Origin of the sequence: Enterococcus sp. DIV0240d (assembly GCF_051711245.1) — a bacterium.
Taxonomy (GTDB): domain Bacteria; phylum Bacillota; class Bacilli; order Lactobacillales; family Enterococcaceae; genus Enterococcus_D; species Enterococcus_D casseliflavus.
In genome coordinates this window covers 358333-379813 of sequence record NZ_JBIOMG010000001.1, presented here as the reverse complement: position 1 = coordinate 379813, position 21481 = coordinate 358333, and the positions used below count along the sequence as shown (strand labels likewise).

17 protein-coding genes and 1 pseudogene are annotated in these 21481 nt (G+C 46.5%); 4 read left to right on the top strand and 14 right to left on the bottom strand.

What is annotated here, in order from left to right; genetic code table 11:
• Positions 1-16: 16 nt before the first annotated feature.
• The 9 genes and pseudogenes from IGJ25_RS01770 to IGJ25_RS01730 form a co-directional block, all read right to left on the bottom strand.
• The gene (locus tag IGJ25_RS01770; RefSeq protein WP_438779078.1) at positions 17-1312 is read right to left on the bottom strand and encodes a methyl-accepting chemotaxis protein; all 1296 of its coding nucleotides are present in this window, start codon (positions 1310-1312) and stop codon (positions 17-19) included.
• A 154-nt stretch (positions 1313-1466) separates the two neighbouring features.
• On the bottom strand, positions 1467-2177 hold the full coding sequence (locus IGJ25_RS01765) for a cell division ATP-binding protein FtsE (protein ID WP_225000660.1): 711 nt from the start codon (positions 2175-2177) through the stop codon (positions 1467-1469).
• 12 nt (positions 2178-2189) lie between these two features.
• On the bottom strand, positions 2190-2972 hold the full coding sequence (locus IGJ25_RS01760; RefSeq protein ID WP_438779077.1) for a flagellar hook-basal body protein: 783 nt from the start codon (positions 2970-2972) through the stop codon (positions 2190-2192).
• A 10-nt stretch (positions 2973-2982) separates the two neighbouring features.
• The gene (locus IGJ25_RS01755; RefSeq protein WP_225000661.1) at positions 2983-3684 is read right to left on the bottom strand and encodes a flagellar hook-basal body protein; all 702 of its coding nucleotides are present in this window, start codon (positions 3682-3684) and stop codon (positions 2983-2985) included.
• Positions 3681-4388 carry a sigma-70 family RNA polymerase sigma factor gene (locus IGJ25_RS01750; protein ID WP_015508736.1) on the bottom strand — a complete coding sequence of 236 codons (708 nt, stop codon included), beginning with the start codon at positions 4386-4388 and terminating at the stop codon, positions 3681-3683. Before IGJ25_RS01750 ends, IGJ25_RS01755 begins: the two co-directional genes overlap by 4 nt.
• 30 nt (positions 4389-4418) lie before the next feature.
• On the bottom strand, positions 4419-6494 hold the full coding sequence (gene flhA, locus IGJ25_RS01745) for a flagellar biosynthesis protein FlhA (protein WP_225000662.1): 2076 nt from the start codon (positions 6492-6494) through the stop codon (positions 4419-4421).
• 19 nt (positions 6495-6513) lie between these two features.
• Positions 6514-6930: pseudogene (locus tag IGJ25_RS01740) on the bottom strand (EscU/YscU/HrcU family type III secretion system export apparatus switch protein); the annotation flags it as partial.
• Between the two features lie 116 nt (positions 6931-7046).
• On the bottom strand, positions 7047-9092 hold the full coding sequence (locus IGJ25_RS01735; protein ID WP_115231519.1) for a methyl-accepting chemotaxis protein: 2046 nt from the start codon (positions 9090-9092) through the stop codon (positions 7047-7049).
• Positions 9093-9376: 284 nt separating this feature from the next.
• Positions 9377-10186, bottom strand: a complete 810-nt coding sequence (locus IGJ25_RS01730) for an aldo/keto reductase family protein (RefSeq protein WP_005226570.1) — start codon at positions 10184-10186, stop codon at positions 9377-9379.
• Between the two features lie 172 nt (positions 10187-10358).
• Here IGJ25_RS01730 and IGJ25_RS01725 point away from each other — a divergent pair, with 172 nt between their 5' ends.
• On the top strand, positions 10359-10751 hold the full coding sequence (locus IGJ25_RS01725) for a YbaN family protein (RefSeq protein WP_438779076.1): 393 nt from the start codon (positions 10359-10361) through the stop codon (positions 10749-10751).
• An 81-nt stretch (positions 10752-10832) separates the two neighbouring features.
• Here IGJ25_RS01725 and ppdK read toward each other — a convergent pair whose 3' ends face one another.
• On the bottom strand, positions 10833-13466 hold the full coding sequence (gene ppdK, locus IGJ25_RS01720; RefSeq protein ID WP_266166275.1) for a pyruvate, phosphate dikinase: 2634 nt from the start codon (positions 13464-13466) through the stop codon (positions 10833-10835).
• 189 nt (positions 13467-13655) lie between these two features.
• Between ppdK and IGJ25_RS01715 the strand changes: the two genes are divergently transcribed.
• From IGJ25_RS01715 to IGJ25_RS01705, 3 genes are read left to right on the top strand one after another with little or no spacing between them, the layout of a single operon-like run.
• Complete coding sequence (locus IGJ25_RS01715) at positions 13656-14291, top strand: helix-turn-helix transcriptional regulator (RefSeq protein WP_005232817.1); 636 nt, start codon at positions 13656-13658, stop codon at positions 14289-14291.
• A 12-nt stretch (positions 14292-14303) separates the two neighbouring features.
• Complete coding sequence (locus IGJ25_RS01710; RefSeq protein ID WP_005226564.1) at positions 14304-15122, top strand: pyruvate, water dikinase regulatory protein; 819 nt, start codon at positions 14304-14306, stop codon at positions 15120-15122.
• A complete protein-coding gene (locus IGJ25_RS01705) occupies positions 15112-16983 on the top strand; it encodes a fructose-1,6-bisphosphatase (RefSeq protein ID WP_213356306.1) in 1872 nt (623 codons plus the stop codon). Before IGJ25_RS01710 ends, IGJ25_RS01705 begins: the two co-directional genes overlap by 11 nt.
• A gap of 33 nt (positions 16984-17016) precedes the next feature.
• On the opposite strand, the gene IGJ25_RS01700 is transcribed toward IGJ25_RS01705, so the two are convergent.
• From IGJ25_RS01700 to IGJ25_RS01685, 4 genes are all read right to left on the bottom strand, one after another.
• A complete protein-coding gene (locus tag IGJ25_RS01700; protein WP_195265596.1) occupies positions 17017-17430 on the bottom strand; it encodes a phosphate-starvation-inducible PsiE family protein in 414 nt (137 codons plus the stop codon).
• Positions 17431-17720: 290 nt separating this feature from the next.
• Positions 17721-18287, bottom strand: a complete 567-nt coding sequence (locus IGJ25_RS01695; RefSeq protein ID WP_225000665.1) for a hypothetical protein — start codon at positions 18285-18287, stop codon at positions 17721-17723.
• 268 nt (positions 18288-18555) lie between these two features.
• Positions 18556-19059, bottom strand: coding sequence for a general stress protein (locus tag IGJ25_RS01690; protein WP_128489212.1), 504 nt, complete (start codon positions 19057-19059; stop codon positions 18556-18558).
• Between the two features lie 241 nt (positions 19060-19300).
• Positions 19301-21403 (bottom strand): SH3 domain-containing protein, encoded by a 2103-nt coding sequence (locus IGJ25_RS01685; protein ID WP_225000666.1) that lies wholly within the window; start codon positions 21401-21403, stop codon positions 19301-19303.
• Between the last annotated feature and the right edge of the window lie 78 nt (positions 21404-21481).

Sequence of the window (21481 nt, the reverse complement as noted above, 5' to 3'; positions counted from 1 at the left end):
GCGTCACTGCTCCTTTTTAGAATTTGAAACTATCCACTTGGAATTTAAGGATAGTGGCGATCGTTTCGATCTCTTGCACATTCCGTTCAAAGTCTTCGATGACTAAGTAGAAGTCTTCTAAGTTTGCCGTTACTTCTTGGGTGCCGGCAGAGGTTTCCGAAACAGCAGCCGAAATGTTGCTGACGGAAACTTGAACCATGTCTTTTTTCTCAACGATCCCGGTAATATGGGCTTCCACGGCTTGAATACTTGAAACCAATTTTTCAACAATATCAGAGATCTCATTGGCTGATTCGATCGCTTTGTTGATATTGTTGGTTTGTTTTTCGCCGCTTTCAAAGGAATCCGTCACTGCAGAGACCACTTTTTCCGATTTTTTGCGGATCGTTTCAATGATCGAACGAATGCTTTTCGTTGATTGACTGCTTTGTTCCGCCAAGCTGCGGACTTCTTCCGTAACGATGGCAAACCCTCGGCCTGCTTCTCCAGCTCGAGCTGCTTCGATGGATGCATTCAATGCCAGTAAGTTGGTCTGATCAGAAATGTCATTGATCAGCTGAACGATCTTACCGATGCTTTGGACATCTTCGTTCATGTCGTTCATGCTTTCTACTAATTCTGCTTGGTTTTGCCGTTCGATCTCCCAGCTTTCAAATACATGGAACATCATTTCCGAATTGTGGACATTGCTGCTTTGGGATTGACCGACATAGCCATTCATCAATTCGATCTCTTTGTGGATCTCTTCGATACTTAAGGCTAGCTCGTCCATATCAAAGGAGGTTTGTTCCGCTTCGGAGGCTTGTGAACTAGTGGCATCTGCGATGGCATTCATCGTCTGACGCACATTTTCAATTGAATTTTTGGCATTTTTTGAGGTTGTCGTTAGGCCGCCTACCATTTTTTCCATTCGGCTGCTTTCTTCGTGCATGCCAACGATCACCGCTTTGAAGGTGTTTAAACCCCCTTGAAAACGATTTTGAACTTGCCCAAAAAGAGAAGTCTGGTCACTGCTGCCGATCTCATCGATATGCGACAGATCGCCAGAACCAACTGCTTCTAGTTCTGTCAATAACGTATCCATGCCCGAGTGGGTCTCTTTTTTTACCAAATAGGTCATTCCTACTAACACTGCGATTTCTAGCAGCAGTACGATTACTGAAAAAATAAAGAAACTTTTTGCTGCTTGTCCGTCTCCGTGGGTGCGGATCACGAAGAAATAGCATCCTAATAATACGATCAGGGTAAATCCTAGCGGAATCAACGCCGCCAAGCGGATTTTTTTGATGATAGCTTGTACCTTCTTCTTCATAACAGTATCCTTTCCTATGCAAAATGATCAGTCGTGCTGTTTATCAAGATTCGCTCTTCACTTGATAATCGTTGAGTCACTCCTTCTTTATCCGATTATGAAAACAATCTTCTAGTTCTTTAATCGGATCTTTTGCTAGAAAAGTTAAGCATCTTCACCAGACATATGTGTCTTTTGGATCAGCAAAGCGCGTATAGCCGCCTTGGTATTCATCACGAACCAAACGACCGTTTTGCAGCTCGACTACTCGATTACGGACCGTATTGACCATCGTACTGTCGTGGGTCGCCAAGAGGATCGTGGCACCGACTTGATTGATCCGCAAGAGCAGTTTCATGACTTCGACGGCTGATTTGGCATCCAGATTGGCGGTGGGCTCATCGGCGATCAAGACTGCTGGCTCTGTGACGATCGCCCGCGCGATCGCTACTTTTTTGCGCTGTCCCACGGAAAGCTCCTCAGGATAGTGATCCTTTTGAGAAAACATGCCCACCAGTTGCAGCGCTTTGGCGGTTTTTTCCTGACGCAGCTTGCGGGGAGTGCCTAGTACTTGCAGCGCATAATCGACGTTTTTAGCAACCGTCAGATAAGGAAGCAAAAGGTCCTCTTGTCCGACGATACCGACTTGTCGTCGAACCATATAGAGATGACGGTCTTTGAGTTGTTCCAACAAGACATTGCCGACTTGGATAGAACCAGCCGAAAGCTCTTCTTCTTTCAAGAGCAATTTGAATAAGGTCGATTTGCCCGCACCGCTGGGACCCACCACATAGATAAATTCTCCTTGAGGGATCGCAACAGAAATATCGGCCAATGCCAACGTGCCATTGCTGAATTTTTTACTGACCTTGGTTAAGCGAATCATGTTCTTTCTCCTCTAATCTGTAAAACGATTGATCACGGACCACATCTCATCGGCTGTCTGCATGGCTTTCGTGTTCAATCCATACGCACGCTGGGTCGTTAACAAGTCTGTCATGGACGTCGCTAGATCCACCGTCGACTGTTCTAACTGTCCTTGCAAGACGCTGCCAAAGGCTGCTGGATTGGTTTGCGAAGTAAGCAACGCTTGATCACCGGCACGGTACAGTTGGTTGCCCACTGGCGTGATGTTTTCTGTATTCGTCGGCTGATAAAGGGTCAGCTGTCCCAACACGCGAGTCTGACCATTTTCTTCCGTCGTCAGCTGACCGCTGGCATCTATTGCGATTTGCTGCGCATCTGGCCACTGAGGGGTCGGTACGTTTGTGGTCATTGCCACAGGGTACCCTTCACTATTGACTAATTGCTTGTTCTCACTTAAATGAAAATTGCCTGCTCGACTCAGCAGCAATTGACCAGTTTGGTCCCGGACCCCGAAAAAGCCGTTGCCTTGGATCGCGAGATCTAATGGCTGAGCGTTGCCCGCCAGATTGCCTTGGGCAAAACTGGTAGTCGTAGTCGCTTTTGCCCCCATTGACGCACCATATTGGGCGGCGTTGCCATTAAATAGCGTTTCTTCTGCACCGATGGCATTTTCCATCAATGCTTGAAAATGGGTCGTTTGTGCTTGATAGCCATTGGTATTGACGTTGGCGATGTTGTTGGCTGTCGTGTCTAAGTTTGTCTGCAAATGATTCAACCCAGAACGGCTGATTCCTAATAATCCACTGATATTCATTGACTCATCCTCAAATCTTTCCTAATTCGTTGACCGCTTTTTGCAATGTCTGATTCGTTGAACTCAAGGCTTTCTGATTGGCTTCAAATTCGCGAGAAGTCTGGATCATCGCTACCATTTCATCGGCAACCGCTACGTTGGCTTGTTCTAAGGCACCTTGCTGGATCACGGGTGCATTCACCGTGGTTCCTGCTGCGTTGCTAGTCACATAGTTTTGACCAGCTGTAGTCAATGCTTCTGGGGGGAATGTTTGGATCTGAAAGTTCGCTGATCCCAAGGCGCTGACTGCTTGTCCATTGGCACTTAAGACAAGATAGCCTTCTTGTGTCACGTATTGATTCTGCTGATTGACGGTAAAGTCGCCATTTCTCGTATACAACCGCTGCCCCACATTGTTTTGAACGACAAAGTAGCCTTCGGAAAGCAGTGCAAAATCGCTGGCTTGTCCCATCTGTTTGACAGCGCCTTGGTCTTGACTGATGGTACTGCCTGCCAATTGGGTTCCTAAAGACAATCCACCGATATCACGGCGGGTATCCGCATTGGGCCCGCTTTGGTAATTATGCAGCGCCACTTCATCTAGCGCCGACTGGAACAAAGTTTTTGCTTGATACCCTGTTGTATTGACATTGGCAATATTGCCGCTCGTCGTCTCTTGTCGCTTTTGTAATAATGAAATGTTCCGTGATAAGACATCCAATCCTCGAATCATGCCAGTTCCTCCTCAATCAATGTGCGCAATTTGGCAATCGTTTTGCCGTGAATTTGTGAAACTCGTGGAATCGAGACTTCTAAGATTTCAGCGATTTCTTTTAACGTCAGTTCCTCGGTATAGTACAAACTTAAAATCAATTGTTCTCGTTCCCCTAATTTTTTGATGCACGCCACCAAGGCGGTGCGTTTTTCTTCAGCGACCAAGGTATCTTCGACATTTTCGGCTGGATCCCGAACCATATCTTTTAAGGTCATGCCTTCTTCTTGGTAAGCAAACAAGGTATCTTCCAAAGAAACGCTGGCTAAGTAGTGCAGACTCTCATAAATATCCGCTAGTTGACTTTGGTTGATTCCCAGCTGTTTGCAGATCTCGGTGTCGGTCGCTTCTCTTTTGAGGCTTTGCTCCAACTCTTGCCGTGCTTGATAAAACTGATTGACTGCCGCCATTTTGTATCGGGAGATTTTGGCGTGCTTGCGTACTTCATCAATAATTGCCCCTTTGATACGAATCGCTGCATAGCTTTCAAAAGGAACTTTTTTTGAGGGATCGAATTTCCGCAAGGCATCCATCAGCCCAATCACCCCAATATTATAGAGATCGCCTGATTCATAATCGGCGGTTTTGATAGACAGGCGCTGAACCACCCGTTCCACTAGCGGCAGATACTTGATGATCTCCGCTTCTCGATCGACTTCATACATCGGCGATGCCCCTTCCTAAGAAAATTCTGCTTAAATGTCAATACTGCCCACCGTTTCGATCGCAATTTCATTGGGAATCTCATTTAGAGAAAGAACGGCGATATCTGGAAAATTAAAAACGATCATTTTTTTGAATGCTAACCGGATCTTAGGCGATGCCAGAATCACGAAATTGATATTTTGAGCGATCGCCGCATGTTGGATCCCACTGATGGAATCCAACAGCTTGGTCACGGTATCTGGTTTTAAGACTGGGTACGAGCCAGTTGCGGTTTTTTGGATACTTTGAGCGATGATTTCTTCTAGTTTCGGCTGGATCACCGCCACTTGCAGCTCGTGGTTCTCATTGGCATACTTGGCAGCAATCGTCCGTTTCAATGCTTGGCGGACATATTCTGTCAAAACTTCTACGTCTTTCGTGACAACGCCGTAATCGGCTAAAGTTTCTAAGATCGTTGCTAAGTCATTGATGGGAATTTGCTCATCCAATAAATTTTGTAAAACTTTTTGGACCTCGCCGAGCCGTAAAATATCGGGGATCAATTCATCGATCACGACATTGTACTGCTCTTTGATGCCCTCCAATAATTTCTTGACTTCTTGGCGACCTAACAGCTCTGGTGCATGGGCATAGATGATTTCTTTTAAGTGTGTTGCGATCACGGTCAACGGCTCGATAATCGTAAACCCTTGCAGATCCGCCATCTCCTTATCGGATTCATCGATCCACATAGCATCCAGATGAAAGGCTGGTTCTTTTGTTGCGATTCCTTGAAAAGGAAACGGCTCTTCATTCGGACTGATCACCATGACTTTATTCGGGTAAATATCGCCGCGGCCGACTTCGTTGCCGCGGATCTTGATCACGTAATCGTTGGCATCCAAATAGAGATTGTCGCAAATACGAACGGGACTGACTAAGATCCCTAATTCTCTAGCACTCTGTTTACGGATCGCCACGATGCGGTTCATCAAGCTGTTGTCGATCGAACGATCCACGATAGGGATCAGACCATAACCAATTTCCACTGAGATTGGTTCCACTTGGAAGGAAGCCACGGAATCGTCTTCTTCCTGTGCTTCTTTTTTGCGTTCCAGTGCCAATTTTTGTTCCCATTGTTTTTGTTCCACTCGCTGCTTTTCTTCTTTTTGCGTCACCAGAAAGCTGGCTGCGAAAAGGCCTAAACCAATCAACACAAAAGGGACAAAAGGAAACCCAGGAACTAAGGCTAAGACGAAGAGAATCGCCCCCACGATCCGAAACAGTTGGGGATTACGCATCACATCTGCCGCAATATCTAAACCAAAGGAACTATCGTTATCAGAACGAGTCACGATCACCCCAGAAGCAATCGAAATCAATAAAGAGGGAATCGAGCTGACCAAGCCATCCCCGATTGCCAGTTTCCCGAATTGGGCGAAGGCTTCCATGACGGTCATTTGTTCCCCCATGGAGAAAATGATCGCCCCGCCGACTAAATTGATGACAGTGATCAAGATCCCTGCGATCGCATCCCCTTTGACAAACTTGCTGGCACCATCCATCGAACCAAAGAAATCAGCTTCTCGCTGCAGATCTTTTCGTCGTTTGCGGGCATCCGCTTCCGTGATCAAACCGGCATTTAGGTCGGAATCGATCGCCATTTGCTTGCCGGGCATCGCATCCAATGTGAAGCGAGCAGTCACTTCTGAGACACGCCCTGCACCATTGGTCACGACGACTAGCTGAACCACCATGATGATCACGAACAAAATGATCCCCACGATGTAATTGCTGCCGGCAACGACATTGGCGAAGGCATCGATCACGTGTCCGCCATTTCCTTGGGTCAAGATCAACCGTGTGGAAGATAGGTTCAAACCTAAACGAAACATCGTTGTGATCAGCAGCAAGGTTGGAAACGTAGTGAATTCCAACACTGATTTGGTAAACAGGGTGATCAGTAAAATGTTGATCGCGATCGTCAAATTGATAATGATCAGAATATCTAATAGTGCACTCGGTAATGGAATAATAATCAAACCAATAATAGCTAGGACGATCACCGAGATTAAGATATCCGCCAGACCAATGCCTTTTTTCGGTTTTGAGGCAGCCTCATTCATTTTTGTTCCTCCTGTTTCCTTAAATCTTGCCGCGTTGGCTTTCTTCTAACTGATAGACCAAAGCGATGATTTCGGCAATGGCTTCATACATCTCAACAGGGATCAGATCCCCGGGTTCTACTTGGCGATAAAGGGCTCGTGCCACTTCACGGTTTTCGATCTGTGGAATATTTTCTTTCAGTGCTTCTGCTTTCATCCGCTGCGCCAGCTGATCTGCCCCTTTGGCCAAGACCCGCGGCACCCCTTCACTACTGGCATCGTAACGAATCGCAATGGCGAAATGGGTCGGATTGGTGATCAAAACCGTCGCTTCTTTGACGTTGGCGATGGCATTTTGGGTCATCGCACGGTACTTCGCTTTGCGCTGTGCTTTGACTTGCGGATCACCTTCCATTTGCTTGAACTCTTCTTTGACTTCCTGCTTGCTCATCATCATGAAAAGCCAAGACGACCAATATCCGTCTTGGCTTTATTGCAGTCTCCTATTCACTAAACAAAAATCACCCACGAGCCATTCTTGCGAATAGCTGATGAGTGATTTTTTTGCTTGGTTTATTTTTCCACTTCAAAACGATTGGTCAATCGCTTCAACTCTTCTGCAATGTCTCTGAGGTCTGCCACATGGTTGGTAAATTCATCCATGGTTGCCAAGACTTCTTCTGCATTTGCGGAAACTTCTTGTGTACCAGCGGCATTTTCTTCCGTTGATGCGGAAATGTTTTCTAAGTTTTCCAGTACACTGTTTTGAATGTTTTCGATACGGGCACTGGCTGCTTCAATATGATGGATGCCTTCGATCATATAGCTGCTGCGTTGGAAAACTTCTTTTGAAGACGAGATCGCTTCTTTGATCAAGTTGGTTTGGCGAACGCCGCCTTTGACAGATGCCGACGTTTGTTTGACCATTTGACTAGACTGCTCACGAATTTCTTCAATGATCGCTTCGATCTCTTTGGTAGAAGCCTTGCTTTGTTCCGCCAATTTACGGATCTCAGCTGCCACGACGGCAAAGCCTTTGCCCGACTCACCTGCACTTGCGGCTTCGATCGATGCATTCAAGGCTAGCAAGTTGGTTTGGTAAGAAATATCGTTGATGACCCCAATGATCGAGTTGATGTTTTGGATACTATCATTCATTCCCGTCATGTTCGACATCAAACGCTCCATCTGTGCCAACTCTTGTCGCCAGCTGTCATCGACTTGATCCATGATCGTTAAGTTTTCTTGATTGATCTTCGTAGATTCTTGCGACTTGCTGCTCATGCCGCCAACATTTTCTCGTAATTCTTTCACGACCTGCGACAGGTTTTGCATTTGTGACACGCTGTATTCTGTTTCTTGGGCTTGCGCACCGGTCACTTCAGCAATCCCCGTAATGGTTTGAGAGACTTCTTCTGTCGCAATATTGGTTTGTTTTGACAATTCTAATAAAGAATCTGACATTCCTGCGACACTGTTGCTTTCTTTTTGTACTTTTTGGATCAATGCACCCGTGCCTTCGATCATCACATTGTAATTGTCCGCCATTTGCTGGATCTCATTGCCTGCTTTGTCTGGATATACAACTCGGCGTGCCAATTGCTCCCATGTCCATTTTTCGCCTTTGGCTCTTTTGGTTTTGCTCATCTTCTCTAGTTTGCCTTCACCGACTTTTCTAAAGTAACGATTGAAGCAATCGATGATCGCTGCGACTACTTTGATCGCGGCATAAGAAACCAGTCCTACAAAGAGCAGCATCAAGATCGTAACGATAATGGTGGTGCGGACTAACGCTCCTAGCTCTTTGTCTAGATCACTAGCTTTGACTTCGGAGTACGCCCAAACATTGGAATCAGCAGACTTGTCATACAACACATCGTTGACTTTATTCGAGTCGCCTAAACCAACCATGCCTGTCGGGTTTTTAGCTTCTTTGATTTTTTGGAATACTTCTTCTTCTTTGATATTCTTACCGATTTGTTTGGTGTTTTTTGAGGTCACGATGACCCCAGATTCTGAAACTAAGGTGACATTCCCAGTCCGCCCTACGGTAAAGGAAGACAAGATGTTTTGAATGCTTTCATAGGAAACATCGACGCTTAAAACCCCCACTTGATTATGGGAGTTTTTGACCCTGATCGAAGCCGACGTCACAAATTGATTCGACACTGTATCTAAATAAGGTGCTGTCCAATACACTTCTCCTTCGGCTTTTACGGCCCCTTTGTACCATGGCCGAATCGTAGGCTTATAATCATCTGGTAAGGGATTGAAGGTCACATACTCATCATCTTCTGTCCCAAAAGTCACCGCTAAGAAGCTGTTGCTCCCAGCAATCGCTAAAGAAAGATCTGAACGGATGCGCCCCATGCTGAATTCTGTTTTCATCGCTGGCAGTTCAGCCATTGATTTCAATTTGCTTTCCGTCGATCGGCGCAAACTCTTTTCTTCCGCCAAGATCAAATTGACGGCACTTTCTTTGTTCAAATCATTTCGTTCAATCAATAAGTTCTTGGTGGTTAAATAGGAACTTGTCAGCATGACAATGATCGGGATCCCCGCAACCAGCATCAAGGTGATCATCACATAAATTCCTATCGTCTTTTTTCTTTTTTTCACAACTGTGCCACTCCTTCATTTCCAATTTCACACGATCCAATGAAGACTCGTCCGTAGACGACCCTTAGTAAGGATAATCGGTTATTTCTTTGAATGATTAAGAGGGTTCATTGGCAGAAACGGCTGCCAGCGCATTTTCTTTTTTGCTAAGGCTTACGGTTGCTGATCTAACGAATAGAAAAGCTCCTCAGTCATGAAGGAGCGTTGCGACTGCATAAAAATAGCCAGCACGGAAGTTTCCGCACTGGCTGTAGGTTCCCTTTAATGGGACTACTTTTTATTGCCTATAATTCTTTGATGACGGCTTTTTCTTCCGCAGTCAAAGCGAAATCAAAGAGCGCTAAATTTTCGGCTTGATGTTTTTCTGAATGGGATTTCGGAATCACGATCACCCCACGCTCGATTTGGTAACGCAAGACCACTTGGCTCCAGGTTTTTTGATACGCTTCACCGATTTGGGTCAAGGTTTCCCGAGCCGCTTCTGAAATTCGTGAAAGTGGCCCCCAGGCTTCTGGAACTACCTGATTGGCTAAGGAATAGGCGATGATCGCGTCGTTCCACTTGCCTGGATGCGATTCGATTTGATTGACCGCTGGTTTGATGCGACTGTTTGCCAATAAATAGCTAAGTTCTTCTTCTTGGAAATTGGACACCCCGATCGCTTTTAAGACTCCTTTATCGACATAAGCCTCAAGAACCGCCCAGACAGCGGCGATCTCTGCCAAGTTGTCCCACGGATGATGGATCAAATAAAGATCGATCGATTCCGTCTGCAGGGCTGCTAAACTCGCTTCGACAGACGCTTTCACGGCAGCTGCATCTTGCGTATGCTCTGGTTTGCCAGGAATCTTAGAAGTCAGGAAAAATTCGCTGCGGTCGATCCCGCTCTCCTTGATGGCTTTGCCTACTACGGCTTCGTTGCGGTAAGAAATCGCCGTATCAAAATGCCGATACCCAAGCTTGATAGCAGTCAACAGCTCTGTCGTATCATCATTGATCGCACCTTGGTATTCTCGGTTTTCTTTCCCAAATGTATTCGTCCCACTGCCGATCACTGGAATCTGAATGCCGGTATTCAATTCAATCGTTTCCATGCTGCTTCCCCCTTTGTGTTGTTTCTAGTCTATCAAAAAAGCAGGAGTAAGGGGAAGAAAAACTCTTATTGCCGCTAAAAAACGGAGAAAAGCACAAAACGCATGTTCAAGCTGCCCCTCCTCCGTTATACTGAGGGTAAGACACGAAACACCCAAATAAGGAGGGTTACTTTTGAAAAAAACACTATTTTTTCTTTGTGGATCACTGACATTCGGTCTAGGTACTTTAGGAATCTTCTTGCCTTTCTTACCTACAACGGTCTTTTACTTGCTGACGGCTTATTTCTGGCTGCGGAGTTCCGATACCTATTATCAACGCTTGGTTCAATCAGAAAATTATCAAAAATACATTGAAAAACCACTCGTACAAAAACAGCTGAGTACCAAGGGAATGGTTCGGATGTTTGCCATGATGCTGGTAGTCTTTGCCATTCCTGCAGTATTGATCCCTAATCTGCTGGTACGTTTCGTCCTCGCTGCCATCTACCTCGCCCATGTCATTGGGATCACTTGGTATTTAAAAGGACGCAAACCCGTGCTCCAAAAAACGGATCAGCCCCTGTAAGGTGAAGCTGCACGAACACACCGTAATCCAGCAAGCAAGCGAACCTTGCTAGTGGACTGCGGTGTATTTTTTTCTCCTATTTTAGTGGGAGCCCACTGACGCCTCTTCGATGATGGGGGCGGATTGGGCGATCGCTAACCAGGCAGCAGGGATTCGGTATGGGGAGCAAGAAACATAGTCGATGCCGATCTCTCGCAAAAATGCAATGGAATAGGGATCACTACCGACTTCGCCACAAACACCGATCGAGTGCTCTGGCTGACGATCTCTTACGCCAGTGATCGCTTGGCGCATCAAGGTACCAACACCCGCCTGATCTAAGTGCTGGTAAGGATCTTCTTGTAAGATCCCCGACTGCAAATAGGCTTGAATAAAGCTGCCTGCATCATCCCGCGAAAAGCCAAAGGTCATTTGGGTCAAGTCATTGGTACCAAAACTAAAGAACGCAGCATCTTCAGCACACTCCCCAGCGATCAAGCACGCTCTAGGTGTCTCGATCATCATGCCGATCTCGATGTGCAATGGTTGCTGCAGGGTTGCTTCTGCTTGAGCGATCACCTGTGTCAACGTCGCTTTCAACACCTGCAGCTCTGCGGGCAAACTGATCAGGGGCAATAAGATCGCCGCCTCTACCTCGACTCCTTGCTGCCGCAATTCCACAGCCGCTTCACAAATCGCCGCTGTTTGCATTTCATAAATTTCTGGATAGCTCAGTCCTAAACGGCTGCCGCGATGCCCCATCATGGGATTGACCTCTTGCAGCTCGTCAATTCGCCGCTCGATCACTGCCAATGATTTTTGACTACGGCGAGCCATTTCAAGGCGTTCATGCTCATGGGGCAAAAATTCATGAAGTGGTGGATCTAATAAACGAATCGTGCACTTCTTTCCTTGCGCGGCCTGCAGCATTTCTTGGAAATCGGCTTTTTGATACGCCTTGATCTCAGCCAACGCCTTCAATCGTTCCGCCTTCGTTTCTGCCAAAATGACTTCCCGCATTTTCCACAAACGCTCTTCCCCAAAAAACATATGCTCCGTCCGTGCTAAGCCGATGCCCGCTGCCCCAAAGGCCAGCGCAGCCTCAATGTCATTTTTCGTTTCCGCATTTGCGTAAACCTTTAGATCTGCCTGGGCTTGTGCCCACGTCAAAAGCTGATCCAGCAAGACCCGCTCCTGGACACTGGTCATAGGCAGCTGCCCTTGATACAGTTTGCCAGTGCTGCCGTCTACCGAAAGCACGTCACCTTCTTCAATCAGCAGCTCGCCGCAGCGAGCCTGCTTCAAAAATACATCGACACTTAATGCCTCGCACCCTACCACACAGCAGACCCCCAGACCACGGGCGACCACCGCCGCATGCGAAGTCATCCCCCCACGAGCGGTAATGATCGCTTCACTCACCACCATGCCTTCAATATCTTCAGGTGAGGTTTCTTGTCGCAGCAGCAGGACTTTTTCTCCTGCGCGGTTGGCTTTTTCCGCCGCCTCTGCAGTGAAATAGACATGTCCTGAAGCTGCTCCTGGACTAGCCGGCAAGCCCTGCGTAAAGGCTTTGGCTTGCTGTAAGGCTTCGGGGGCAAATAACGGGTGCAGCAATTGATCGATCATTTCTGGTGTGATGCGATCTAGTGCCTGCCTGATAGTGATCCGACCTTCTGCGACCATATCCGTTGCGATTTGCGCTGCGGCAGCGGCGGTTCGTTTGCCGTTTCTTGTTTGCAAGACAAACAGCTGACCGTCATCGATGGTAAACTCAATGTCTTGCATGTCTTGATAGTGATCCTCCAAACGCTCAGCCAGTTGCTTTAATTCCTGATAGATCATGGGATGCTGCTGTGCCAACGCTTGGATCGGTTGCGGTGTACGAATCCCTGCAACCACATCTTCCCCTTGGGCACACACTAAAAATTCGCCGAAAAGTCCCAGTTCCCCGGTTGCTGGATTGCGGGTGAAGGCGACACCCGTCCCACTATTTATCCCGCTGTTACCAAACACCATTTCTTGAATCGTTACGGCAGTCCCTAGATCGTCAGGGATGCGATGGAGAGATCGGTAGGTCTTTGCCCGTGGGTTGTTCCATGAGCGAAAAACCGCCGTGATAGCTGCCAACAATTGCTGAAACGGGTCTTGCGGAAACGCTTCTTGAGTATGTTCCATATAAATACTTTGAAACACGCGGCAGATCATTTGCCAATCATTGCCGGTCATCATTTGGTCTGACGCATAATTCTGCTGTTTCTTATAATCTGTCAAGTAGGCTTCAAAGTGCTCTTTTGCTACACCTTTCACCACATCCCCATACATTTGGATCAAGCGGCGGTAACAATCATAAGCAAAAACGGGGTCCCCCGTCTGCTGAGCCAAGCCTTGGACGGTTTCATCATTCAACCCAAGGTTTAAGATCGTATCCATCATCCCTGGCATGGAAAACTTAGCCCCACTGCGGACAGAAACCAACAACGGCGATTGCAGTCCGCCAAATGTTTTGTTCCTGCGGACTGCCAATTCTTCGATGGCAGCTTTGACTTGCTTGATGATCGCCTCAGGAAGAACCTGTTCTTCTAAATAGGTCAGGCAAATAGTCGCAGGGACGATAAATCCCTGGGGAACAGGTAAACCCAAATTGGTCATCTCCGCAAGATTTGCCCCTTTCCCGCCTAATAGTGCTTTTTGCTCTTTTGTGCCTTCTGAAAACCATACGACTGCTTTTTCCATCATGTTCCTCCTTTTAAATGTTATATACTATTTCGATTAATTAGCAGTATATAGTATGACATATTTAATCGTCAAGCTGAAAAAGATAACTTTTAAGGGATTTATCCTTTTTAAAAGAGAAGGATTGCCTTTTTATTCGGAAAATCATATAATCAATAGCATAGCACATAAAAGAAAGAAGGTGACACATTGGAATTAAGCCAAAGACAAATGAAAATCATTGAGATCGTCAAAGAGCATCAGCCGATCAGTGGGGAGACCATTGCGAAGCAGTTGGGCTTGAGCCGCGCAACCTTGCGGAATGACTTATCGATTTTGACCATGACCGGTTTATTAGACGCCCGACCGAAAGTCGGCTATTTCTATACAGGACAAACCGTTGAGCCTTTGCTTTTCGAAAAACTCTATCATACCAAAGTTGCAGAAGTCATGATCCCGCCGTTGCTGATCTCACAAACGGTCTCCGTTTATGAAGCGGTCACGACTTTGTTTATGTACGATGTCGGTTCCCTCTATGTCAAAAATGACCAAGACGAGCTGATTGGGGTCCTCTCCCGCAAAGACCTACTGCGCTTTGCGATCAGCAATGCCGCACCAGAAAAAACACCTGTAGCGATGATCATGACTCGCATGCCAAACATCGTGACCATCACACCCGAAGAAACGATTTTGACGGCTGGTACGTTGTTAGGGCGACATGAAGTCGATACCTTGCCTGTGGTCGATCCGCAGGAACCAAAAAAAGTCATCGGCAAAATCACGAAGACACGGCTGATGAATTACTTTATTCAAGCAGGCAATGACAGTGACAACACACACTTTTAGGGGGCAAAAACAATGAAGAACGTTCGAATATATTTGATTTCAGATTCCGTAGGCGAAACGGCACAAAAGCTGATCGCAGCCGTTTCCGCGCAGTTTCCCACGATCGACCTTTCAGACATCCAGCTCTTTCCCTTTACTAATGATGAAGAGAGCTTAGGCGAGATCCTCAAAGATGCCTTGCTAGACAAATCGATCGTCGTTACCACCTTAGTCAATAAAGAGTTAGTCGCCTTTGTTGATGCCTTTGCCAAGCGGACTGGTTTGCAGTATGTCGACTTTATGTCGCCCTTGACCACGATGCTGGAAAAAACATTCGGTGTAGAAGCCGTCCAAGAGCCTGGTGCCTTGCATCGCTTGAACCAAGCATATTTCAGCCGGGTGGCAGCGATGGAATTTGCGGTGAAATACGACGACGGCAAAGACCCACGGGGATTTCTCGATGCTGACTTTGTCCTCTTAGGGGTTTCGCGAACCTCGAAGACACCATTGAGTTTATACATGGCAAACCGCGGCTACAAAGTGGCAAATCTGCCTTTGATTCCTGAAGTTGCTTTGCCAGCCGAAGTGCACCAAGTCGACCCGCGAAAAATGGTCGGTTTGACCACGAATCCAGAATCTCTGACCGAGATTCGGCGATCCCGAATGCATTCATTGGGCTTAAAAGAAGAGACCCATTACACCAATTGTGAACGAATCGAAGCAGAATTAGCTTACGCGAATGAATGGTTCAAAAAGCTGAACATTCCGGTGATCGATGTCAGCAAACGCTCCATTGAAGAAAGCGCGATGCTGATTGAAGAACAAGCCAAAGAACAGGCCCATGTTCAATAAAGACGCCTTGGCAAACCTGACCGAGATCATCAACTTGGAAGCCATCCAGCAGCTGCCGAAAGCCACCGAGCACTTTGTCAGCGATCTGCATGGCGAATACGATGCCTTTGACCATATTTTGCGGAATGGTTCTGGCAGTATCCGAGAAAAAGTCGAGATTTTGTTTACTGGCGTCTTGACGAAAGAAGAACAGACCGAACTTTGTTTTGTCATTTATTATCCAGAGGAGCTATTACAAGAACAGGCCTGGACCCCTGCCGATTGGCGCTTAAAGATGGCACAGCTAGTAAAAGTTGCCCGCTTTACTTCCAGTAAATACACACGCTCCAAGGTACGCAAAGCACTGCCGTCTTCTTTTGCTTATATCTTAGAAGAACTGTTGTACCAATATGATGCTGACTTCAATAAAGAAGCTTACTATCGGGCGATTTTTGATAAGATCATTGAATTAGAGGCAGCCCCGCTTTTTTGCCAAGAACTGGCGTACTTGATTCAGCGCTTCGTAGTGGATCATCTCCACGTCTTAGGCGATATTTATGATCGCGGACCAGCGCCAGACAAAATCGTCGATCGCTTGATGACTTTGCCCTCACTGGATATTCAGCTAGGCAACCATGATATCTTGTGGATCGGCAGCTTTTGCGGCTCGCTGCCCTGTTTGGCCAATACGATCCGCATCGCTGCTCGCTACGGCAATCTGGCATTATTACAAGATGGTTATGGGATCGATCTATCAAAAGCACTGGCTTTTAGCCAAAAATATTACACAGAAAATGAAGGCTTTTATCCGCAAAAAACAGTGGACCCTTTATCAAGCCAGCAAAAAAAAGCCGCCATGCTTTTGCAACAGGCGTTTGCCATCATCCAATTCAAAGTCGAAGCAGCCGTGATCCAGCGGCGACCAGCATTTGCGATGGCAGAGCGCTGCTTGTTGCATCGCTTGTCTCAAGATCGGCAACAAATCCAGCTAGACCAGACCTATCCTTTGATCAACGGCTGTTTTCAACTAGTAGATCCCGATGATCCTTACCGTTTGACAGCAGAAGAACATGAGGTACTGCAAGATTTGCTGAGCCAATTTCAACGCTCGCCCCGCTTAGCTGCGCATATGCGCTTTTTAGTTGAGCATGGCACCTTGTACCAGCGCTTCAACGACAACCTGCTGTATCACGGCTGCCTGCCTTGTCAGGAAAACGGCGATTTCCTGGCCTTTACTTTCCAGCAGCAGCCCTTAGCAGGCAAAGCGTTGATGGACTTTTTTCAGCAATGTTTGCAGGAAAGCTTTGCCCACCCAGAAAAGCAAACAGACCTTGCCACCGATATGATCTGGTATCTTTGGTGCGGCGAAGGCTCTTCCCTCTTCGGCAAAAAAGCCATGAAAACCTTTGAGCGCTACTTTATAGCAGATCGCAACACCCATATGGAACAAAAAAATGCCTATTATTCTTTAAGGGAAAACGAAGACTTCTGCTGCCGTGTCCTAGCTGCCTTCGGTCTGCCGCCGACAGGTCACATCATCAATGGCCATACCCCTGTCAAAGTGCGTAAAGGCGAGACGCCCATCAAGGCAAATGGTCGTTTATTGGTGATCGATGGCGGACTCTCTCGCTCCTATCAATCCGTCACAGGCATTGCCGGTTACACGCTGTTGTCAAATTCCTTCGGCATGACCTTAGCAGCCCATCAACCCTTTACAGATCGCCAGCAAGCCATCCAGCAGCGACGTGACATCGTCACTCAGAAAAAAATCGTCGTGCGGCAAACGGAAAGAACAACGGTAGGGCAAACAGATATCGGCAAGCGGCTGCAGCAAGAAAGCCGCGTGCTTTTTGAAGAATTAAAAAATCATCCGATCCCTTGACGAGTCATTCGTCAACCAATCGGATGATTTTTTTTACAGTCCTTTAGAACTATGAAAGGCTTTGAGTTTTTCCAACGCCTGCAGCACAATGATCAAGACCAAGATCGCTAAGGCCAAAAAGAGCGTTTCTAACCCTTTTCCTTGTGCCAAAAGCAGCTCTCTTAAAATTGCTGTAATACTGATCAAAATCAAGTAACGCACCGGAATATGGTGACCTTCTTTTACGTAACGCAATAACATCAAAATAATTTCCAGTAAAATAAACAATGTCGCGATCTCTTCGATCAATAAGGAAAGATCACTGACTTCATGCAGCGGGATCACATGGATGACGATTTTGTAGATCGCTTCCGCCATCACCACCAAAACCAACAGAACCAACAGTCCTAACATAATATCAACAATCACACTAATCATTTTTTCGAAGTGCTTAAAATACTTTCCCATAACACCCCTCCTCACACTTATTATAGCGAAACTGTTCAAAATCACTTTACGATATGCTTGCAAGTGCAGCTTTTTTTAGGAAGGAAGGAAATAAACACGCAGGACTGAGGGTAGTCGCTTTTTTCACTAGTCAAAAGGGATAGCTGCTTTATGGGGACGCAGCCACGAAAAAGCCTGTTTATGGCAATGGCCGGGCGTGACTCCTTCACACAAGCAAATAAAAAAGCTAGGCATAAAGCCTAGCTGAAATGGTGCCTTTGGATTGGACTGGTTTTCCTTATAAACTGGGATCAGTTGACCCCTTCGACTGTTAGATCAACGTTTTCACTCGTATCTTCCGCAGCTTCGTCATCGCTATTGGAGGTTTCCGAAGACGGTTCAGTCGTTTCACTGCTGGAGCTGCTTGTTGTAGTACTGGTCGAACTCGTAGACGAAGAGCTTGAAGAACTGCTGCTAGCGCTACTGCTGGAGGTATCGCTGGTGGTCGTTGAGCCGCCACTCGGCGCGGTACTCGAACTGCTTTCGTTACTTGCAGAAGTACTGACGCTAGGCTCTGTCTCTATTTCGCTTACAGAAACAGACGTGCCTTCATTTGTCGACGCTTCGATCGAGCGACTAGTCGTTGAAGACGGTGTATACGAACTAACACTGGCTTCATAAAAAATCTGACTGGAATCAGAGGTTTCTTCGATACTGCTGCTTGCGGTCTGGTAAGGTGGCTCGGAGGAACTACTGGAAGAATCTCGAACAAAGGGCGCGGCAACAAAGGCATTGGCATCTTGATTGATCGCCACACTCAAAAAAACCGCAACAAAACAACTGACTAATGCCGACTGCATATTGAACTTGAATTTCATCGCACTCCCCATCCTTTCCCAAAAATATGGTTGGACCTTCCGTCAATGATCTATCTCATTCTTATATTATACAAAAAAAAGCAATCGTCAACAAATTAAGTTTTATTTTCAAAGATGACAAAGACATGGATGCCCGTTGCGCAACAAAAAAAGCCCGAGGGCGACGGTCGATCACCTGCGGGCCCATCCCTTCACTAAGGGTTGGCAGGTGCGACGGATGCTCGTTCCTCTGGCTTTAATGGTTCCTTTACTTAAGAAATTCTTTTACTTATAAGTTTCGCAGATGATTCGGGTCATGGATCGGTGCTTCAATATCACTGTCTCCCATGCGCGGTGTTGGATGAACGGACTCATCGGGCATCGCTGTTTCACCTGGTAACGGTTGATCGATGATTGGCCCAGTATCTGCATCACGATCCGTTATTTTGTCCATCGGCTGATAATCGTAGACGCCGACAACGAGTTTGTCTCGTTCGATGTCATCTCGGTAGCCGTATAATGGATCATGTTCATCGTCTCTGTGATCTGAATCGCCAAAAGAAAACGCATCTTTGATTTTTTCCCAAAGCGAACGATCTTCGTCTTCACTAGCAGCATGCTCCACTTCCACATCATCGATGGATTCTAACCCAAATTGATCGATGACTGTTTGATTCGCATACAGCACGATATCGTCTTTGCCATAGCCTTCGTTTGTCAATTGCTCAATAACCGGTAATACTTCTGTTCGAGTGTCGTAACTGCCAATAATCGTTAGGTTTCTGTTGTGCATGTGAAATCCTCCTTATTTTGTGTACGCTTCGATTGTTCTGGTTCTGAAGCAATTCTTTTAAAACTAGCAATTTCTATTGCTTCTTTCATTCTAACGCAGGGTTCCCTGATTGACCAAATAGTTTGATTGCGCTTACGAAAAACAAGTAGTTTCTTGATAAACCGCTAGCAGCTTAGTGAACGCTTGATCCAGCATAAAAAACCGCGTGAGCCAATGGCATACACGCGGTTGCTTTTGCTTATTATTTAGAAACGATCAACTTTTGCCCGACATAGATCGTATAGCTGCTGTTGATCTTGTTCCATGATGCGATTTGGCTGATACTGGTGTTGTATTTTTGTGCCAGTGACCATAGGCTGTCACCTGATTTCACCGTGTGCGTCTTCGTTGAACTACTGCTGGTATTCGTATTAGAAGACCCACTGCTAGCAGCTGTCAAGTAGGCACCGCTGACCCAGCCTTTGCCAGAAACATAATACCATTTGTTCGTGACATTGACGGTCGTCCCGGTTTTTGTTGCGGTAACCGTGACGGTTGCCCCTTTACTTAAAGAACCAGTAATACTGCTGCTGGTAGAAGCGTCGGAACGAACATTTAAAATCTCGGTGGTTTTCATTTTCTGATTTGTCGTCGTTGAACCGCTGTTATTGGAAGAACTGCTGGTTGTTGTCAAGTAGGCACCACTGACCCAACCTTTGCCAGAAACGTAGTACCACGTTTTATTGCCTTCCACTGAAGTGCCGTTCTTTTTCGCTGTCACGGTAACGGTCACCCCTTGACCAAGCGTCGTCACGACACGGCTGCTGGTAGAAGCATCCGAGCGGACATTCAATGCGGCCGTCGTCTTCATTTTTTGATTGATGCTTGAACTGTTGTCTTCTTTTTCTGCTTCAGAAGCATTATTGTTGGTCACTTCAGTAAGGTAGGCACCGCTGACCCAACCTTTGCCAGAGACATAGTACCAATTTTTGTTGCCGTTGACTGATGTGCCGGTTTTCATAGAAGAGGCTGTAAAGGTCGTGCCTTTGCTAAGTGATCCTACCACTGATCCGCTAGTAGAAGCGCTGGAACGAATATTCATCGCTTCCGTCGTCTTCATTTTTTTGTTGATCGTCGTGCCAGAATTGCTATTGTCAGAACCGGTGTTGCCTGATCCGCTATTGTTATTTGAATCATCGGTCGAAACCTTCGTCAAATATGCACCGCTGACCCAGCCTTTGCCAGAAATTTTATACCACGTGGTGTTGCCGTTGACGCTGGTGCCCGTTTTGGTCGCCGTTGCCGTAAACGTCGTATTGGCTGCTAACGAACCAGTAATAGAGGCACTGGTGGAGGCATCCGAACGAATATTCATGGATGACGTGGTTTTCATTTGCTGATTGATCGCTGTTTCATCACTGACGATCGTTTCATTGCTATTGCCGCCGCCTGCATTTGAGCTGCCAGTGTCATATTGCGTTAAATTATACGTACTGATCAAATTGTTTAATTTGCTGGCATAAGAAGTATCGGTTGCATACCGCCCTTGCAGCCAAGCGGTCGCTTGCGTGTAAGAGGTCGTATTGCTTTTCCACGCACCGCTGTAATAGTAGTTGCCGCTAGAAAAACTCGTGTTGCGCAACACATACGCATTGTCTTCAAAAGACTCTTTTAATGATGGGTATTTCCGAAACTTGGCGCTGATCAAATAATAATTGCCTGAACCATCATCTTCATAGGTATCCATCGTCACGTATTGACCATTATAGCTACCTTTGATCCCAAACATATTGTTGGCCGTGGTCGTCAAAGTTGATGCGCCCCAGCCAGATTCCAAAATCGCTTGTGCCATCATGACAGAGGCATACAGATCGTTTGCTGCCGCTACTTCCGTTGCATAGCCGCAAATCTGACTGATAAAGGCAGCCGGATCGATCGTTGCCCGTGAAAATAATGCCCGACTGGTCAAATCCGAAAGGGCTGATGGTACTTCATCTGCTTCTAAGGCTTCATCACTAGCGACTGTTGTGCTTTCTGTCGTCGCTGTTTCTGATCCCTCAGTGACTGCGTTAGTCCCTGACTCCTCCGTCGTTTCCGAAGTTTCTTCGGTCACAACAGGTGCTGTCGTCGATTCTGTGGTTTCCTCAACCGGTGTGCTATCGGTTTCTGGTGTAGTGTTTGTTGTTTGTTCAACGACCTTGAGGTCATTGCTAGTTTCTGTCGTTGCCGTTTCAGCCGCATGCCCTAAGGTCGGGATAAACGTTGATCCCGCTACTAAAGTAGTAGCCATCGTAATACTTTTTTGGGTATATTGTGTGCGCTTCAAGCGCTTTTCTAAGCGGCGTCGTTCTTTACGAATTGTCATTTAATCCCTCCGTCGTATTAGCCTTTTTTTATTGTAACACGATTTATTAAAAAATGGGGGGTTAAGATGAAAAAACAG

What these genes read in the sequence shown, in the direction of transcription:
- IGJ25_RS01770 (WP_438779078.1), bottom strand. Translation starts at nt 1,312, where the DNA reads ATGAAGAAGAAGGTACAAGCTATCATCAAAAAAATCCGCTTGGCGGCG.
- IGJ25_RS01765 (WP_225000660.1), bottom strand. Translation starts at nt 2,177, where the DNA reads ATGATTCGCTTAACCAAGGTCAGTAAAAAATTCAGCAATGGCACGTTG.
- IGJ25_RS01760 (WP_438779077.1), bottom strand. Translation starts at nt 2,972, where the DNA reads ATGAATATCAGTGGATTATTAGGAATCAGCCGTTCTGGGTTGAATCAT.
- IGJ25_RS01755 (WP_225000661.1), bottom strand. Translation starts at nt 3,684, where the DNA reads ATGATTCGAGGATTGGATGTCTTATCACGGAACATTTCATTATTACAA.
- IGJ25_RS01750 (WP_015508736.1), bottom strand. Translation starts at nt 4,388, where the DNA reads ATGTATGAAGTCGATCGAGAAGCGGAGATCATCAAGTATCTGCCGCTA.
- flhA (WP_225000662.1), bottom strand. Translation starts at nt 6,494, where the DNA reads ATGAATGAGGCTGCCTCAAAACCGAAAAAAGGCATTGGTCTGGCGGAT.
- IGJ25_RS01730 (WP_005226570.1), bottom strand. Translation starts at nt 10,186, where the DNA reads ATGGAAACGATTGAATTGAATACCGGCATTCAGATTCCAGTGATCGGC.
- ppdK (WP_266166275.1), bottom strand. Translation starts at nt 13,466, where the DNA reads ATGGAAAAAGCAGTCGTATGGTTTTCAGAAGGCACAAAAGAGCAAAAA.
- IGJ25_RS01710 (WP_005226564.1), top strand. Translation starts at nt 14,304, where the DNA reads ATGAAGAACGTTCGAATATATTTGATTTCAGATTCCGTAGGCGAAACG.
- IGJ25_RS01705 (WP_213356306.1), top strand. Translation starts at nt 15,112, where the DNA reads ATGTTCAATAAAGACGCCTTGGCAAACCTGACCGAGATCATCAACTTG.
- IGJ25_RS01700 (WP_195265596.1), bottom strand. Translation starts at nt 17,430, where the DNA reads ATGGGAAAGTATTTTAAGCACTTCGAAAAAATGATTAGTGTGATTGTT.
- IGJ25_RS01695 (WP_225000665.1), bottom strand. Translation starts at nt 18,287, where the DNA reads ATGAAATTCAAGTTCAATATGCAGTCGGCATTAGTCAGTTGTTTTGTT.
- IGJ25_RS01690 (WP_128489212.1), bottom strand. Translation starts at nt 19,059, where the DNA reads ATGCACAACAGAAACCTAACGATTATTGGCAGTTACGACACTCGAACA.
- IGJ25_RS01685 (WP_225000666.1), bottom strand. Translation starts at nt 21,403, where the DNA reads ATGACAATTCGTAAAGAACGACGCCGCTTAGAAAAGCGCTTGAAGCGC.